The organism is Reinekea sp. (assembly GCF_046710285.1).
GTDB lineage: Bacteria > Pseudomonadota > Gammaproteobacteria > Pseudomonadales > Natronospirillaceae > Reinekea.
This window is the reverse complement of record NZ_JBKEGY010000002.1, coordinates 165,809-181,832: the sequence shown is the minus strand read 5'-3', so window position 1 is coordinate 181,832 and position 16,024 is coordinate 165,809. Positions and strand designations below refer to the sequence as shown.

General features: G+C 40.3%; 10 protein-coding genes. 5 read left to right on the top strand and 5 right to left on the bottom strand.

Annotation, left to right across the window (positions count from 1 at the left end):
• Window positions 1-189: 189 nt before the first annotated feature.
• The 3 genes from ACI882_RS02415 to ACI882_RS02405 all read left to right on the top strand — a co-directional run bounded on the left by ACI882_RS02415 (window position 190) and on the right by ACI882_RS02405 (window position 2,938).
• Window positions 190-780, top strand: a complete 591-nt coding sequence (locus ACI882_RS02415; RefSeq protein WP_411743862.1) for a UPF0149 family protein — start codon at window positions 190-192, stop codon at window positions 778-780.
• Between the two features lie 11 nt (window positions 781-791).
• The gene (gene pepP / locus ACI882_RS02410) at window positions 792-2,126 is read left to right on the top strand and encodes a Xaa-Pro aminopeptidase (RefSeq protein ID WP_411743863.1); all 1,335 of its coding nucleotides are present in this window, start codon (window positions 792-794) and stop codon (window positions 2,124-2,126) included.
• Window positions 2,127-2,293: 167 nt separating this feature from the next.
• Complete coding sequence (locus ACI882_RS02405; protein ID WP_411746408.1) at window positions 2,294-2,938, top strand: NAD(P)H-binding protein; 645 nt, start codon at window positions 2,294-2,296, stop codon at window positions 2,936-2,938.
• 53 nt (window positions 2,939-2,991) lie between these two features.
• Here the strand turns inward: ACI882_RS02405 and ACI882_RS02400 are convergent, their stop codons facing one another.
• Together ACI882_RS02400 and ACI882_RS02395 are read right to left on the bottom strand one after the other, a co-directional pair.
• Window positions 2,992-6,099 carry an ATP-binding protein gene (locus tag ACI882_RS02400; protein ID WP_411746407.1) on the bottom strand — a complete coding sequence of 1,036 codons (3,108 nt, stop codon included), beginning with the start codon at window positions 6,097-6,099 and terminating at the stop codon, window positions 2,992-2,994.
• Entirely contained in the window at window positions 6,100-8,556 is a 2,457-nt protein-coding gene (locus tag ACI882_RS02395; protein ID WP_411746406.1) for an EAL domain-containing protein, read from the bottom strand. It abuts the gene before it with no gap.
• Window positions 8,557-8,793: 237 nt separating this feature from the next.
• Between ACI882_RS02395 and ACI882_RS02390 the strand changes: the two genes are divergently transcribed.
• Together ACI882_RS02390 and ACI882_RS02385 are read left to right on the top strand one after the other, a co-directional pair.
• Window positions 8,794-12,954 (top strand): response regulator, encoded by a 4,161-nt coding sequence (locus ACI882_RS02390; protein WP_411746405.1) that lies wholly within the window; start codon window positions 8,794-8,796, stop codon window positions 12,952-12,954.
• Complete coding sequence (locus ACI882_RS02385; RefSeq protein WP_411746404.1) at window positions 12,944-13,879, top strand: diguanylate cyclase; 936 nt, start codon at window positions 12,944-12,946, stop codon at window positions 13,877-13,879. Before ACI882_RS02390 ends, ACI882_RS02385 begins: the two co-directional genes overlap by 11 nt.
• Before the next feature lie 38 nt (window positions 13,880-13,917).
• Here ACI882_RS02385 and ACI882_RS02380 read toward each other — a convergent pair whose 3' ends face one another.
• The 3 genes from ACI882_RS02380 to ACI882_RS02370 form a co-directional block, all read right to left on the bottom strand.
• Window positions 13,918-14,553 (bottom strand): YdeI/OmpD-associated family protein, encoded by a 636-nt coding sequence (locus ACI882_RS02380; protein ID WP_411746403.1) that lies wholly within the window; start codon window positions 14,551-14,553, stop codon window positions 13,918-13,920.
• Window positions 14,550-15,563 carry a GGDEF domain-containing protein gene (locus ACI882_RS02375; RefSeq protein WP_411746402.1) on the bottom strand — a complete coding sequence of 338 codons (1,014 nt, stop codon included), beginning with the start codon at window positions 15,561-15,563 and terminating at the stop codon, window positions 14,550-14,552. Before ACI882_RS02375 ends, ACI882_RS02380 begins: the two co-directional genes overlap by 4 nt.
• Window positions 15,564-15,644: 81 nt before the next feature.
• Window positions 15,645-15,998: a YkgJ family cysteine cluster protein gene (locus ACI882_RS02370; protein WP_411746401.1), complete on the bottom strand. Its 354-nt coding sequence runs from the start codon at window positions 15,996-15,998 to the stop codon at window positions 15,645-15,647.
• Between the last annotated feature and the right edge of the window lie 26 nt (window positions 15,999-16,024).

Sequence of the window (16,024 nt, the reverse complement as noted above, 5' to 3'; positions counted from 1 at the left end):
TGTGTGAGGAAATCATCAAAAACGAGCTTTTTACAGGGAAAATACAACAATATAGCCGCGAAAGTTTAGCAACCGCCTTGAATACAGTATTATCCACAGCATTAACTTGCACATGATGATTTTTTAAAGCCTAGCCCAATACATAAACGGCTTTCAATTAATCGTGTTAACCCATTAATTGGAGAATGTATGACCAACTTAACCCAAACGGGTATTGCGCTGTCTTATGATGATTTGGCCGCTCTTTTTGTAAAGCTAGGCTCTAGCTTAGCACCCAACTATTTACACGGTTCTATTTGTGGTGTTTTAGCAGCCGGGAAGCGCATGGCACAAGACGATTGGCTAGACTGGGCGCTCGATCAAATGGCGCCTACCCAAGAAGTTGAAGAAACTCACGTGACCATTTTACAAGGTCTCTATTTTAAAGCACTGACCGAGTTCGAAGACCCTGGGTTAAGTTTTAGCTTGTTATTACCCGATGAAGATACGCCCATGCTTGATCGACTCTTTGCACTGAGCGAATGGACAGGAAGTTTCCTAGGAGCTTTTGGCGCTGCAGGCACCGTGCAAGAAACCAGTGATATGCCTGCAACTATTCAAGAAATACTTGAAGATTTAGCAGAAATCGCGCAAGTTGATGCACAAAGCGGCGAAGAACTTGAGAACGCCGAAGAAGATTATTTGGCCATTGCTGAGCACGTAAAGGTAAGCGCAATAACCGTTTACTTAGAATATAACGAGCCGCCAGCAGCTGAAAACCCAGAAACCGTTGTTCACTAAAGGTCACCTACATGAAAACTATCAGCCATAGCGAATTTTCGGCACGACGCGCGAAATTGATGGAACAAATGGAACCTGGCAGCATAGCCATAATTCCATCGGCTAAAGAACAAATTCGCAACAACGACGTACATCATTTGTTTCGTCAAAACAGTGATTTTCAATATCTAACTGGCTTCGAAGAACCCGATGCACTGTGTGTATTAATGCCCGGCCGTGAACAAGGCGAATATGTATTATTTGTTCGTGATAAAAACAAAGAACGTGAGATTTGGGATGGTTACCGCGCCGGCCCAGATGGCGCGGTTAACGAATTCAAAGCAGACGACGCCTTTCCTATCGACGACATCGACGACATCATTCCTGGTTTAATGGAAGGTAAAACCCGTGTCTATGCGCACATGGGTGTAGACTCCGGCTTCGATCATCAGTTGATGGCTTGGCTCAACCAAATTCGCGGCAAAGTGCGTCAAGGCGCGGTACCTCCCGATGACTTTTCTGACATTGCACATTTGCTTCACGATCAACGCTTGTTCAAGAGTAAACAAGAAATTGCCATAATGGCAGATGCCGCTCGTATTTCAGCACGCGCTCACACCCGTGCCATGCAAGTTTGCAAACCGGGCATGATGGAATACCAACTGCAAGCCGAAATTGAACATGAATGCATGATGGCCGGTAGCTTACGCCCTGCTTATACCGCCATTGTGGGTGGCGGTAAAAACGGCTGCATTCTGCATTACATTGAAAATAATCAGAAACTAAACGACGGCGACTTAGTACTTATCGACGCCGGTTGTGAACTGCAATTTTACGCCTCAGATATAACGCGCACCTTCCCTGTAAACGGAACGTTCAGCCCAGAGCAACGCGCTATATACGATTTAGTGCTTAAATCGCAACTTGCATCCATCGCTGCAGTCAAACCTGGCAACAGCTGGATAGAACCGCATGATGTAGTGGTGCAAATATTAACCGAAGGCTTAGTCGAGCTTGGGTTACTAAAAGGCAACGTTGATCAGCTAATTGAAGCTGAAGCTTTTAAAGAATATTTCATGCACAAAACCGGTCACTGGCTAGGTATGGATGTACACGACGTTGGCGATTACCGAGTCGGTGGAGAATGGCGAGTATTAGAGCCCGGCATGGTATTGACCATTGAACCTGGTATTTACATCTCACCCAATAACATGGACGTCGATGCAAAATGGCGTGGCATTGGAGTCCGCATTGAAGACGACATAGTCGTCACCAAAGACGGCTGCGATGTACTCACCAAAGATGTTATTAAAGACCCAGCAGACATAGAAGCGTTAATGAAGGGTGGGCAGTCTAGTTTGTTTTGATTCTTTTAAGCTGCAAGTTTGTAGCTGCAAGTTTCAAGCAAGTTCAAAAGATAGCGCGCTGTTCATGGGGTTGCTTGGTTCTTAGTTTTTGACATTACTTGCAGCTTGCAGCTCAAAACTCGCGGAGCCCAAAGGGCGCCGTTCTATTTTTTTCAAGGAAAAAAATAATGCACATCATCATTGCCGGTGCGACTGGATTAATTGGCCAGTCGCTTTTGAATTATTTAAATGAAGACCAGTGCGATAAAGTGACGGCTTTGACTCGTCGTGATATTACATTACCTTTTAAGCATCAGAACGTTGCTATTATTGATTACGATGAGCTGACGTTAGAGTCGGCGACTGATGACTCTGATACGGTTATTTGTACATTGGGAACAACGATCAAAACGGCTGGCTCTAAACAGGCTTTTGAAGCTGTCGATTACGGCATGGTGATTGCCCTTGCCACTAAAGCAAAACAACAGGGTTATAAAACCTTTGCCGTTGTTTCTAGTTTAGGGGCTGATAAACCTGGTAATAACTTTTATTTAACAACCAAACATAAAATGGAATCGTCTTTGCAATCTTTAGGTTTCGATACTCTAATTATTGCCCGACCTTCTTTGTTGCTTGGTCAACGAGATGAGTTTAGATTAGGTGAGCGAATGGGTGAATGGGTGTCATTTATCTTAAGCCCGTTGATGGTTGGACCGCTGAAAAAGTACAAACCCATTCAAGCGTCACAAGTTGCCAAAGCAATTGTAAAACAAAGTCAAAGCCATTCGCCTGGTTTGAAAATCTTAGAGAACAATCACCTGCACGCTCTATAGAATGTTTTTCTACCCAAGCAATGTTCCGCATTTAGACTATCGGACAGTAGCGGTTAAGACTTTGCTTTTTCGTTTAACCAATAAAATACCTTATTTTCGAATATGTCTGGGTCTACGGGTTTGGCAATAAAATCATTCATACCAGATTCTAAGCAAGCATCTCGCTCGCCTGCCATTGCGCCGGCAGTTAGCGCGACAATCGGGATATTTATACTGGCTTGACCTGCATGACCGTTTCTAATTTCACGGGTTGCGTCAAAGCCGTTTAAAACCGGCATCTGGCAATCCATCAAAATTAAATCGATCTTGGGATTGTTCGGGTCATTCAGAAATTCCAATGCTTGTGCACCATCGTTGGCGGCAAATGCCTTAATTGGAAACTTACCAAGTAGCCCCTGTGCGACAACGCGATTAATTTCATTGTCATCAACAACTAATACGTTGTAATTGGCACCTTCTAAACTTTGAATATCCTTGTCATCGGCTCCTGTAGTTAGCTTTTTCGGGTCTACATGAGGGTGCCGTAGTTTTTTATAGGTAGAGTAAAGTTGATAGGGCAGTATTGGTTTAGATATTTTACTACAGGGCACATTACCCCTAGCGGAATATTGCTCACATAGACTACATTCACCGACCACTATCAATTTACTATCGCCTTCGCTTTCTAGTTTGCTATAGAGAAGTTCGAACAACCCACCAAGTAAACCACCATCTACAATGACTAAATCAAGCGGCTCCCCCGCGTGAATGTTTAAGCAGCTATTTACATCATTATGAAGTGAAACCTGTATGCCCCACAGTTCAAGTTGTTTTTGTAAAGTGCTCCTTTCTAAATTGTCTGTCATGACAACATGACAGTGAATCTTGATATTATCTGGGAACCCCGTGTAAAAAGATTTAACCTCAAGTGCATGCGCTGAGAAGGAAAAGGTAAAGTGACTGCCTTCATTGATTGTGCTGTCTAAACCGATTTCCCCGCCCAGTAACATCGCTAATTGCTTGGAGATTGATAGGCCTAAGCCAGTTCCACCATAATTACGGGCTGTTGAAGTCTGAGCTTGAGTAAATGGTTGGAACAATTTTTTTTGCTGATCAGTAGATATGCCAACTCCGGTGTCAATGACTGAAATATTAATATTCGATTGACTGGTTAATTGATCGGGTTTCTTAGAGGATACCTTAATAAGTACATGACCATGCTCTGTAAACTTTATCGCATTCCCGACCAAGTTGGTTAAAATTTGTTTAATTCTATAGGGGTCAGACACTATAACTTCGTGCTCTAATTCAGTACTATCAAACAGTAATGTTAAACCCTTTTCATGTGCTTTCAGTGACATTGTTTCGGCAATACTACTGGTTATCTCTATAAGGTTAAGCTCTGCCATTTCAATATCGAGCTTGCCTGATTCAATTTTTGTTAAATCAAGCAAATCGTTGATCAGTACAGATAAGGTCGCGATACTGCTTTTTGCCATTTGAACATAACTATGTTGATTGTCTGTTAAGGCTTCTCTTGCCAATAGCTCTAACATTCCTCCAATGCCGTTCAGGGGAGTTCTTATTTCATGGCTTATATTCGCTAAGAACGCACTTTTTGTTTTGTTAGCTGAAACAGCCTCTACTGTTGCAAGCTCTAGCTGCTCAGTTCTCTCAACAACTTGCTGTTCCAACGATTCATTTATAGATATAATTTTCTCTTGGTTTTCTTTTGATTCAGTAATGTCTCTAATAAGTGCAGCTACACTCGGTTTTACAGCCGAACCTTTTGGCGCAACCGGTGACAAACTAATACTTAGAATCTGACTTTTACCTAATGAATTCTTTGAATTTACTTCGAGTGCCTTAGTACTATTTTCGGAAACGATGGTTTTAAATACTGGTGCTGTTAATTGGCTTCCACTTGCCGAAGTTGGAATGAGATCAGAAATTCGCTGACCCTTGCCCTTTTTATCATTCAGTCCAAACATATAGGCAGCAGAATCATTCCAGCTTAGAATTCGGCCGTTGATATCAATATTTATAATTGAGTCTGATGATCCCGATACAATTGCCTCATAGCGAGACTGATCTTCATACAATTTAGAATTTCTATTCAGGTATCTTTGATAACCACTAATGAGAAGAAAAACTGCGATGTAAATTGCGATCACAAAATAGATTACAATACGTCTTTGTTCATCCCACAATGCAATTAGGTCTTCATCTGAAAACGATGAAACTAATACATTAGAACCGCCAGCTATATTCGACAAAAACAGCCTATTAGCCGCTATATAACTAGGTACTCCATCAATAACTACTTTCGAAGTTTCTTCAGTTGAAGGGAGTGTCGCTCCCGATGTTAAATTGCTCCAATTGGCAGAGAGGTTATCTAAGTCAAAACCAAATTCTAGGGATGCTTTCGGTGCAGTAATAAAAAAGCCATCATCATTTAGAAGATATATTGACAGGTTCTCTCGTTGATAGTTTTCTTTAAGTGTCGAAATGAGTGACGTTGCATTAAAGTTGATTATAACGAAACCGAAAAAATTATAATTGTCGTCATATACAGCCTTCGCTACTCGATAAGTCGGCCAAATAGGCTTTTCAACAACTCCATATTCTCGATTCAAACTAATGGTAGATAAATAAGTTTCATTTGGATTGAGCTTTTCAATCGCTTTAAAATAGTCAGTATCACCTTTTTCTTGCAGTAACTCATCGGGAATAGCCGTCACTAAACTTGACCTGCTCTCTACTCTAACCAATTCTCGGCCATTATTTTGTTTGCCAATAAATCGAATTTGCCGAACATCTGGGTTTCCTCCCAAAAAGGCAACCAGTGTCGTTTCAAGCTGGGACTTCCACTGATCCGTGGTAAGACCAGATGCTGGATCTAAATCACTATTAAGCATCGCCCTAGTAATGCCTGTAATTGAAGGAATGGCTCCTAGAAACTCCACCATTCTTTTAGATTTGGCTACCTGGCCTTGAAGCGCACTATGATTCACTTGGTTTACAGAGAGAAGTTTTAGTTGATGGCGCTCTAAAATATTGTGCTTTGTATATTCGCTCAAGCCATAATAAATACCCAGGCAAACCACAAATAATATTAGGGCGCTTCCAACAGGAATGCTTTTTTTGCTTAAACCCAGCGAGTTAATTAGACTAATTTTCATTTAATGTATCTTCTGATTCTGAATAAGCTCTAAAAACTCATCGAAGGCGATTGGTTTACTGAAGAGATAGCCCTGGCCTACCTTGCAACCAATATCCAATAAGGCATCGCATTGCCCTTGTGTTTCAACACCCTCAGCAACCAACTTTAGGTTTAGGGAATTGCCAAGCAAAATTATTGTTTTTACTATTTCTAAGTCTTGCTTGTTTAAAAGTATTTCCTGTACAAATGACATATCGATTTTTAAAACATCAACATCGAATTTTCTTAAATAGGATAAGCTGGAATATCCAGTCCCAAAATCATCTATTGATATATTAATACCCAGTTTTTTGAGCTTTGTAAGTTTAGCTTGTGTTTGAGTAGCATCGGTCATAATAGCAGTTTCAGTAATTTCTAACTCAAGTAAGTGAGGAGGTATGTTATTTTCCGCTAGCGCTAATGCAATATGGTCTTCCAAGCTTTCCGATTCAAATTGCGCTGCAGCAACGTTAACAGAAACAGGCACCTCAAAACCTAATTCTAAAATCTGTCTTGCATACAAGCACGCTTGTCTCAGAACTTGCAAACCCAAATCTACAATGAGTCCAGTTTCTTCTGCTAGCTCTATAAAACTATCAGGAAACAATATCTCATCATTAGTTGCTTTCAACCTTACTAGAGCCTCTGCTCCTACTATTTTTTTGCTGTCTAATTCAAACTTAGGTTGGAAATAAACTAAAACTCGCTCATCTACAATGGCACTTCTAAGATCTACTTCTTGCTTAAAACGCCTTCTTACAGCGTCTTCAAGGTCAAATGAATAGTAGCTGTATCTATTCCTGCCCTCTTGCTTTGCTCGATACATTGCAACATCGGCATGGTGCATTATCTGCTCCGCATCTTTCGCATCATCTGGATAAACACTAATTCCCATACTAACGCTGACCGAATGGCTCTGCCCATCAAGCAAGTAAGGCTCCTTCATAGCCTCAAGCACCTTATTCGCTAGCTGCGACGGTGGGCTAGCCATATGGTAATCACTAGACAGTATGACAAATTCATCTCCACCTAATCTTGCCAAGGTAGACGAATCAGGGATTACCAACTTAAGTCGCTCCGCTACTTGGCATATCAGGTCATCACCAACTTGGTGGCCGAAAGAGTCATTTATGTATTTAAAATTGTCTATATCGAGCAACGTTACATAAACTTTTTGTTTTAGAGAGTTGGCTTTTTTACAGGCGACAATAATTCTATCTTGTAACAAAATTCGATTAGGCAAGTCGGTAAGTTGATCATGATTGGCGAGGTGGCTCATTTTTAGAGCCATCGCCATCATTTGGCTGATGTCATGAAATACAATTATCGCGCCAATTACGTTGCCGCTTACATCATTTATAGGGGCTGCTGAATCTTCTACGGCATGAACACTGCCATCCTCTGAGACCAGTTCACAATTAGTCCCCATCGCCACGCTACGGTTTTCCTTAATCGCAAAATGGATGGGGTTGGTAACCATATTTTTAGTATCTTTATCTCTTAGATTCATAACTTCATCGATACTCTTCCCTTCTGCTTTCGAATACCGCCAACCTGTCATGCGCTCTGCGATGGGGTTCATAAAAGTTACCCGCCCATCACGGTCTGTCGCTATGACTGAATCACCTATTGAATTTAGCGTTACTCTTAAATGTTCTTTTTCGGTGACTAAAGCTTGCTTAGCATTTTTTGACTCAGTAATGTCTACGAGTGTAATTAGGCAGCTCTGTTGTTTGGTTGGATTAGTAAAATAAGATTGATAAACTTGATAGTGGTAGATTACAGAATCTATAGATACTTGAACTGAAAAATTCAGATCATCTTCGTTCTGATTTTTAGATCTGATTGTTTCCGCAAGCTCCTTAGGCAACACATTCTCTATTGATCTCTCATCTTTAACAACATCCTGCATAGCAAACCAACTATTGTTTTCATCGTTCGAAAACAATAGTTTCCAGTTTTTATCCCAATATGTAATCAATACTGGAACCTGTTTTACAAGGTGCTTAATTTCCTTTTGACCACATTCAATCAGTCTGTTTTGGCGCTGTATTCTTAGTAAATTGCCTACGCGTAGGCGGCAGATTTCTGCATCGAAAGGCTTGGTGATAAAATCAACTCCACCCAGCTTTAGAGAGAAAACCTCTACGTGCGGCCCTGTATGGCTAGTTATAAATATCACAGGGATTCCGGACAACAGTGGGTCCTGCTTGAGTATATTAATCATTTCCCAGCCGCTCATTTCCGGCATTTCTATATCGAGGAGTATTATATCGGGCATTAAATTAGGGATGAGCGTTAACGCATCGCTCGCAGACTCAGAGAAATGAACATCACCGCATTCTTGTAAGATAGTCTTTATAACCAATACATTTTGTAAGTTATCATCGACAACCAGAATCGTACTCTGATAGTCATCTCGCTCTGTTAAAAGCACTCTTTTAACCTCTTAAGCACCATTTACTGGCTTTAAAACAACATTTTGTTCAGTTTCGATTATATTATTCAAAAAGACATACTAACATGAAGATTAGTACAGTTTATTAAAAGCGCAAGGTCATAGAGATGGTCAGACTAGGTGGAAATACTCAAAGTGGTCATCTAGAGTTATACCCATGCAGCCAAATTGAAAGATTTTTATAGAGATGCCTAATGAAGGCTAGGAAAACATGTTATGAATAATAGGTTAATTTTTAGGCTGTGGCTTCCACTTGGAATACTATTAATCGGTTTAATCAGTGCCTATCACGTTAGAACATCGGTCGACCATGATAACTCAGATACCATCAAAGAGACTGTAAAGGCAGAGCTTAGCCAAATTAACAACGATATTCTCACTGCCGTCGGCCGCTACGAATACGGAGTTAGGGGAATACGTGCGGCTGCAGAAACAATCGGTTTTGAAGCATTCAATTACAACGAGCAATTACGCTATTTTCAAAGTCGCGAATATGCTGTTGAATTTCCAGGTGCTAGAGGGTTTGGGCTGATTAAAAAAGTACCGCAATCCAATTTAACCAATTTTCTACAAGCCGCTAATGCAGAGCGAGATAAACCGTTTAGTTTAACGCAATTAGACAATCCACAAGACCCTCTCTTTATTATTCAGTACATTGAGCCACAGGCCCAGAATGAACAGGCTATTGGCTTAGATATTGGCTCCGAAGCCCTTCGTCGGCAGGCGGCTTTAACCAGTGCAACGTCTAAATCAACCCAGCTGACAGCGCCCATAACGTTAGTGCAAGCCTCTGGCGCGGAACAACATGGTTTTTTACTGTTGCACCCTATTTTCCAAACTAGTCACATTCAGCGTTCACCCGAACTACTAGGTTGGGCTTACGCCCCGCTTTTGATCAATGAAATTCTCGATACTATTTTACCAAACAGTCAAAACTATAAGATCAGTATTTCAGATGTTACCGCTACTCCTCAAATTGATTTTTACTCTACACCAACAGAGTCTATAACCTATCGTAATGAGTATAAAGCAACGAACCGAATTGTTGTTTTTGGCCGTGATTGGAGTATCAGTCTTAACCCTACTCAGGGCTTTATCAGTGCTCTCGACTTGCCAAATGCAAACATTCAAGCTTTTAGAGTTATCTTCCTCTCAATTTTATTAATAATTCTCATTTATATTTTAGAAGGCTTTCTCTACCAAAGAGTTTCAAAATTACGACAACGCATAGCATTCGCATCGGTTGTTGATAACTCAAGTGACGGCATAATAGGTGTCGATAGCAATTTCATGATTACGCATTGGAATAACGCTGCTAATGAAATTTTTGATCTAAAAAGCAATCAGGCAAAAAACAAACCTCTGCTAGACTGGCTTGCGCCGGGCATCAATACAAGTGATATTATTAATATATTTAAAAGTGTTTCCAATGGTGAAACCAAGAATAACATCCCATTTAAAACTCATTCGACTGAATTAGAAAGTAATCATCAGTTAAACCTTAATATTTCACCGATCATTGCAAAAAACCTATTCTCAGGTGCAACTATTAATTTTCATGATGTAACTGAAATAACCATGTTGCAAGAGGAGCTTATCAGTAAAAATAAGTTATTTGAGCAAGATAGTTACTTATATGAGCAGTGTATTGAGAAGCAAACTATATTTGAAAGTATCATTAAGTTTAATAGCGATATAGCATTCATAGGGTGCGATAATTCAGGCACCATACTGGTCGCTAGTCGGAAAACTAGCGCTATACTAAATTACCAACACGATGAATTGGTTGAACCGCTCAATATCTTAGATGTAATTAAATTGGAAGTAAATGCTGACCTAGATATACTCAGCTTAGAGTTTCCGAAACTTATCGAAGAGCTGAATATTCCACTTCACTCAACTGTCACTAAAAGGCTCGACTGTTTTTTCAAGCGTAAAGATAGTAGCTTGATTAAAGGTCGTGTTGATATTTCCTCTGTTGCTGACAATGGCATAATTACTGGCTACATTTTTAAATTAGACGATTTAGAAGAAATCTCTCAAAAAGCCATGAGCCATAATCAACAGACCAGCTCGATCAGTAGCAATGGCATTCAAGGTTCAATGATTCAATCACTTTCTAAAATTAGCCCGCAACAGATCAAAAATTTCACAGGCAATGTTTATCACGAATTTAGGTCTCCGTTAACCGCTATAAACGGGTATGTGGATCTAATTGATCAATTGAATGTAGATAGCGTGCAACAAGAATACCTGAACGGCTTAAAGCAATCTGTCATATCTTTAACTCGTGCGATAGATGAGGTTTTAGATTTAGCCTTTCTCGATCATGGCGTTTTATCACTTAGTACTGCAGGGTTTGAATTGGATGAACTACTCAACGAAGTCTCTAGCTATTTGGTCAGCCAAGTGGGTCAAAAACAAATTGAAATACACTTCGATGTTGATATTAACGTCCCGTATGTTTTAAAAAGTGATAAAGAAAAGCTCAAACGCATATTACTCCACTTAGGTGGCAATGCAGTTAAATATACTGAAATTGGTGAGGTGGTATTTGAGATTTCGGTTTTAAAGTCTGACTTATCTTCACAAATTGAGTTACAGGTGGTGGTTAGAGACACCGGAATTGGTATCCCTGCTGCTGACCTCACTCATGTTTTTGATGTATTTATGCAAGTAGATAGTTCAGAGGCTAGAAGATACCGAGGTTTGGGAGTCGGCCTGACTATTGCCAAGCGTTATGTAGAGCTACTTGATGGCCATATAGAGGCTAAAAGCACATTGGGCCGAGGCTCTGAATTTACATTTACCCTGCGCACTGAAACGGCCTCTAATCCACAAAAACTGAATAGAGTTACCCAATTAGACTCACCCATTAAGGTATTGATTGTTGATGATAATTCAACCAGTGTAAATATCCTTTCATCCACCCTTTCTCAAATTGGCTGGACTGTCACGGCTACAAACAACTCAGAAGAAGCTCTGCCGCTTATTTCCGCCGCGATTGAACAGGGCGAACGTTATGATCTTGCCTTAATAGATTGGGTAATGCCTGGTAAAGATGGCTGGGAGCTTGGAAAGACTATTAAAAGCACTGTCGCTGATGATGACTTACCCATTCTTATCATGGCAACTGCTCGCAGCCAGTCTCTATTTTCTGATCAATTTGAAAAGGCTCCTGATATTTTTAACGGATGCCTTACCAAGCCGATCACAAGAACGCAAATTCTTGATGCCTATATAGATGCGGTTCAAACCAAAACCAGCCCTCTCTTTATCGAGACTTCCGCGATTTTAGGTAAAAGCCCATTGGTCGGCATTCGTGTTTTGATCGTAGATGACAACCCAACTAATCAGCTTATCTGTAAAGCCCTACTTAGTTCGCAAGGCGCAAGTGTGGGGCTAGCGTCCAGTGGCAAAGAAGCAATACGAATGTTAGAAAATGAATTGGTTGCTTTTAATATTGTATTAATGGATATACATATGCCGGGCATGGATGGCTTTGAGACAGCCGCTAGAATTAGACAAAACCCAAAGTTTAGCCAAATACCTATTGTCCCAATGACAACAAACCTCAAGCACTCTGATAGAGAAAAATCCAAAGCAGTCGGTATGACAGGTCATATTGAGAAGCCTTTCAATTTAAGTAAAATTAAAAACGAAATAATCACGGAAATATCTGGTAAGCTAGATAATAAAGAGCAACTACTAATAAGCGAAATAGAATATGTCGAATCGACCTTAGATGACCTGATTATCGAATTCTGTAATAATCATGAAATAGACATTGAAAAAGCACTTGAACGGTTTAATCAATTACCTGAAGTATATGATCGAGCGTTGACATTATTTATAAACGATTTAGACGGTTATATAGCCCAGCTTAGTAGCTTTGATTTATCACGTGAAGATCTGGTACTTATTTTTCATACATTAAAAGGCATTGCTAGCTCACTGGGCTTTAATCGTCTCGCTGAGCTAGCCCAGAATCAGGAAAAAGAATTAGCCGAATGGGTTTCAGGTAGCCAACGCTCTGATGCTCAACTAGAAGTTATTAACGACTTCAACACAGCGTACGACAATGCTGTTTCACTAAAAAATATGCTAACCACGACGGTTGTAACTGATAGAGACACCAGTTTAGATATAGATAGCGATGAGTTTTTAATGCAGTTCAAGCTATTAAAACAAGAGGTCGCTAGCTTTAATATGCATGCAATAGAGACCTTTCAGTCCATCATAGAGCCATTAAAAGCCTTGTCTCCTGAAATTACCGATAAAATGATTGGTGCTATAAATGAGCTCAAATTCAAATACGCAGAAGAGTTAATCCAAGAAGTGGATCATCTCATTGAAGGTCGCAATAATGGAAGTTAGTGTAATCGAAGATTTTTCAGAAATTAAATTATCCGATTCAAAAATTTTAGTCGTTGATGACCAACCGATTAACATACAGGCGGTCTATAATATTCTGTCGAGCGAGTACACCATACTTGCGGCTACCAGTGGCCCATCGGCTCTGGAGGTCTGCAAAGATAACCTTCCTGACTTAATACTTCTTGATGTACTCATGCCCGAAATGAGCGGCCTAGAGCTTTGCGACATACTTAAACAAGATGCTCTTACGCGTGAAATACCCGTCATCTTTGTTACCTCATTTAATGAACAACATGAAGAAGATGCCTGCTGGGCTCGTGGCGGCGTAGATTTCATTATGAAACCAGTGAACCCTATGACTCTTAGAAATCGTGTTAAAGCTCATTTAACACTTAAGGCTCAAAAAGATATGCTCCATAAATTGGTCTACGTTGACAGCTTGACTAACGTATTTAATCGCCGCTACTTAGACCTACATATTACCAAATTAAAGAAAGAGGTAACCCGATCAAAAGTAGATGCTTGCCTTTTAATGGTCGATATTGATCACTTTAAACTATTTAATGATCAACACGGTCATGCAGAGGGAGATAAAGTACTTAAAAGTGTTTCCACTGTAATACAAAGTGCTCTCAAGAGACCTTTAGATTTTGTAGCACGATATGGCGGCGAAGAGTTTTCAGTTGTCTTACCCGAAACGGACCTCGCAGGTGCACTTAAAGTTGCAGAGACAATTCGTATGCTAATTTGCGAAATGCATACGACTGAAGCGAAGGTAAGTGACGTACCTGTCACCATCAGTATCGGAGTTGCGACTGTCTTAACTAGTGACGATGGCAGGGTTGTGGTTGCCGCAGATAAAAATTTATATCATGCTAAGGATCTGGGTAGGAACCAAGTTTATCATGAATCAATGGACGAGTAATTTTCTAAATAGTCACACTATACTGGTCGGCATTAAGACTATTTTTTATACTCGTTAAAGCCTAAGCCTGCGATTACTTTTTGCTTGCACTTTTGCGCTCTGGTAAATCGAGTTTTTTCTTGCTTTGCTGAAGAAACATGCAAAAAGTAAGATCGTTGCCTGCCAGGAGTTAGAGCTTCAAAGGCTTCAAACATCTCAGGGTCATTTTCTAGTACTCGCAACAACTCTTCAGGCATAACATAGTTTGCGGTTGACGTTTCAACCTTTTTGCCCGCTTTCACTAGCTCAATACCTTCTTGGATATATTGCTTTAGTACCGTTGTGTATTTTTTAATATCTTTCACATTGGTAAAACGAGCGATTCGACCTGCGTTGGAGTTTTCACCCGGTTTTACAAGAATGTTTTCAGGATCAGTTAACAATGAGCCTTTGAAAAAAGTCATAAACGCATGTTTTTGAAAAGCGCTAACTAACACAATATTTGTACCGTTATAGGTATAACAAGGCTGACTCCATTTAAGTTCTTCGACTAAGCCACTTTCGATAGCTATTGCTCTTAACAGCTGTAACTCATTAGCCCATTGATGCACTTTACACTCTGGTGTACTGCCTTTATCACACCGCCCACAACCAATGCTAAAGAACTCTTCGACCGTTTCTATTTTTTTCTTCATAAAATTGCCTCTTGCTCATTGACGCCAACCAATACTTGCTTATCTCCGAGAATGGAAACTGCATTTTTACCTGAGCTCTTAGCTGAATACATAGCATTGTCTGCTCGTACTAACCATTCATCTGGTTTTTCACCTGCTTGGTACTGTGAAACACCAATCGATACACTAATGGCGCCTTGATCTACTAGGTGACTATTGTAAATAAGCACTCGAATATCTTCTGCCAATATACGTGTCGTTTCTAAGTTAGAATGATTTGCCAATACCATAAATTCATCACCACCATAGCGATACAGATGATCGGTCACTCTTATTCGAGTTTCAACTAACTTAGTTAACCTAACAAGAACTTCATCTCCGGATGCATGCCCGGCCTTATCATTAACGGACTTAAAGTTATCTATATCTATAATAATTAACGACATGGGCTGTTGATCACGCTGATGGCTATGTACTAAGGCTTCTAGTTGTTCACGTAAGGCTCTTCGATTTCCAGTGCCCGTGAGTTGATCCACTTGACTTAACGCATGAAGTTCATTTTTTTGGCGATTTCGTTGCCAAGCAAAAGTATAGGTGAATGCTGCTGTCGCTATCAATGAGAGTAGAACTTTTATCAATGGAAACAGTGCCATCAGCGGGCTGAGAAAGAAAACTACAACAGAAATTGCAATGAGTGACAATATAAGTGCTGCCGCAGGAGGTATTAAGAAAAAAGTCGAAATAATAGTAGGATAAAAAAAGAATAAGTCATTAGAACCCAAAATGAGAATATTAGCTGTCATTCCTGAAAGCATGAGTATGACTAAAATAGGCGCTGTGTATTTCGTTGAACCTGTTTTAACAACATACCCTATGCACGCAATTGCGGTTAGTGCACCTATAAAATCTATCAACGCGACAATAAAATCACCCTGACCTAAACGAATAAAAGTAAATGGAATAAGTCCGCACAAACAAATAGCGCAAATAGCCAGGACGATTATTTCTTCTGCCGATCTTTTACGACTCAATGTCAAAACCTTATTAAAATGGGGTAATGGAGCTTTATAATCGTTAAGTTAAGCATCAACTTCAACCAAAGTTATCCGGAATTAAACCAAAACTTGCCGTGTAGTCGCAATATAATGATGTACTTGGCGTTCAATTTCAGGATCTATCATCTGATCTGGCTTACGCCCATGTGGGCATGCCATTCTGGGTGTTGTACCAAACAAGCGACATATAAGCGGACGTTCACCATAGACAGTGCAGCCATTAGGCCCTAGATGGACGCAGTTAAGTTCATTTAACGCTGCCTCTTGCTCTTGCTCGGTCTTCCTCGGCAAGCGTGACATCTCCTCTGAAGAGGTTGTTACTGGACCGCAGCAATCATGGCAGCCCGATACACATTCAAAGGTGGGAATCTGCTCACGCAAGCGCGCAATAATTTCTGGATTATCGTTCATTCAAATCAAGCCTGTTATCTTTTGTA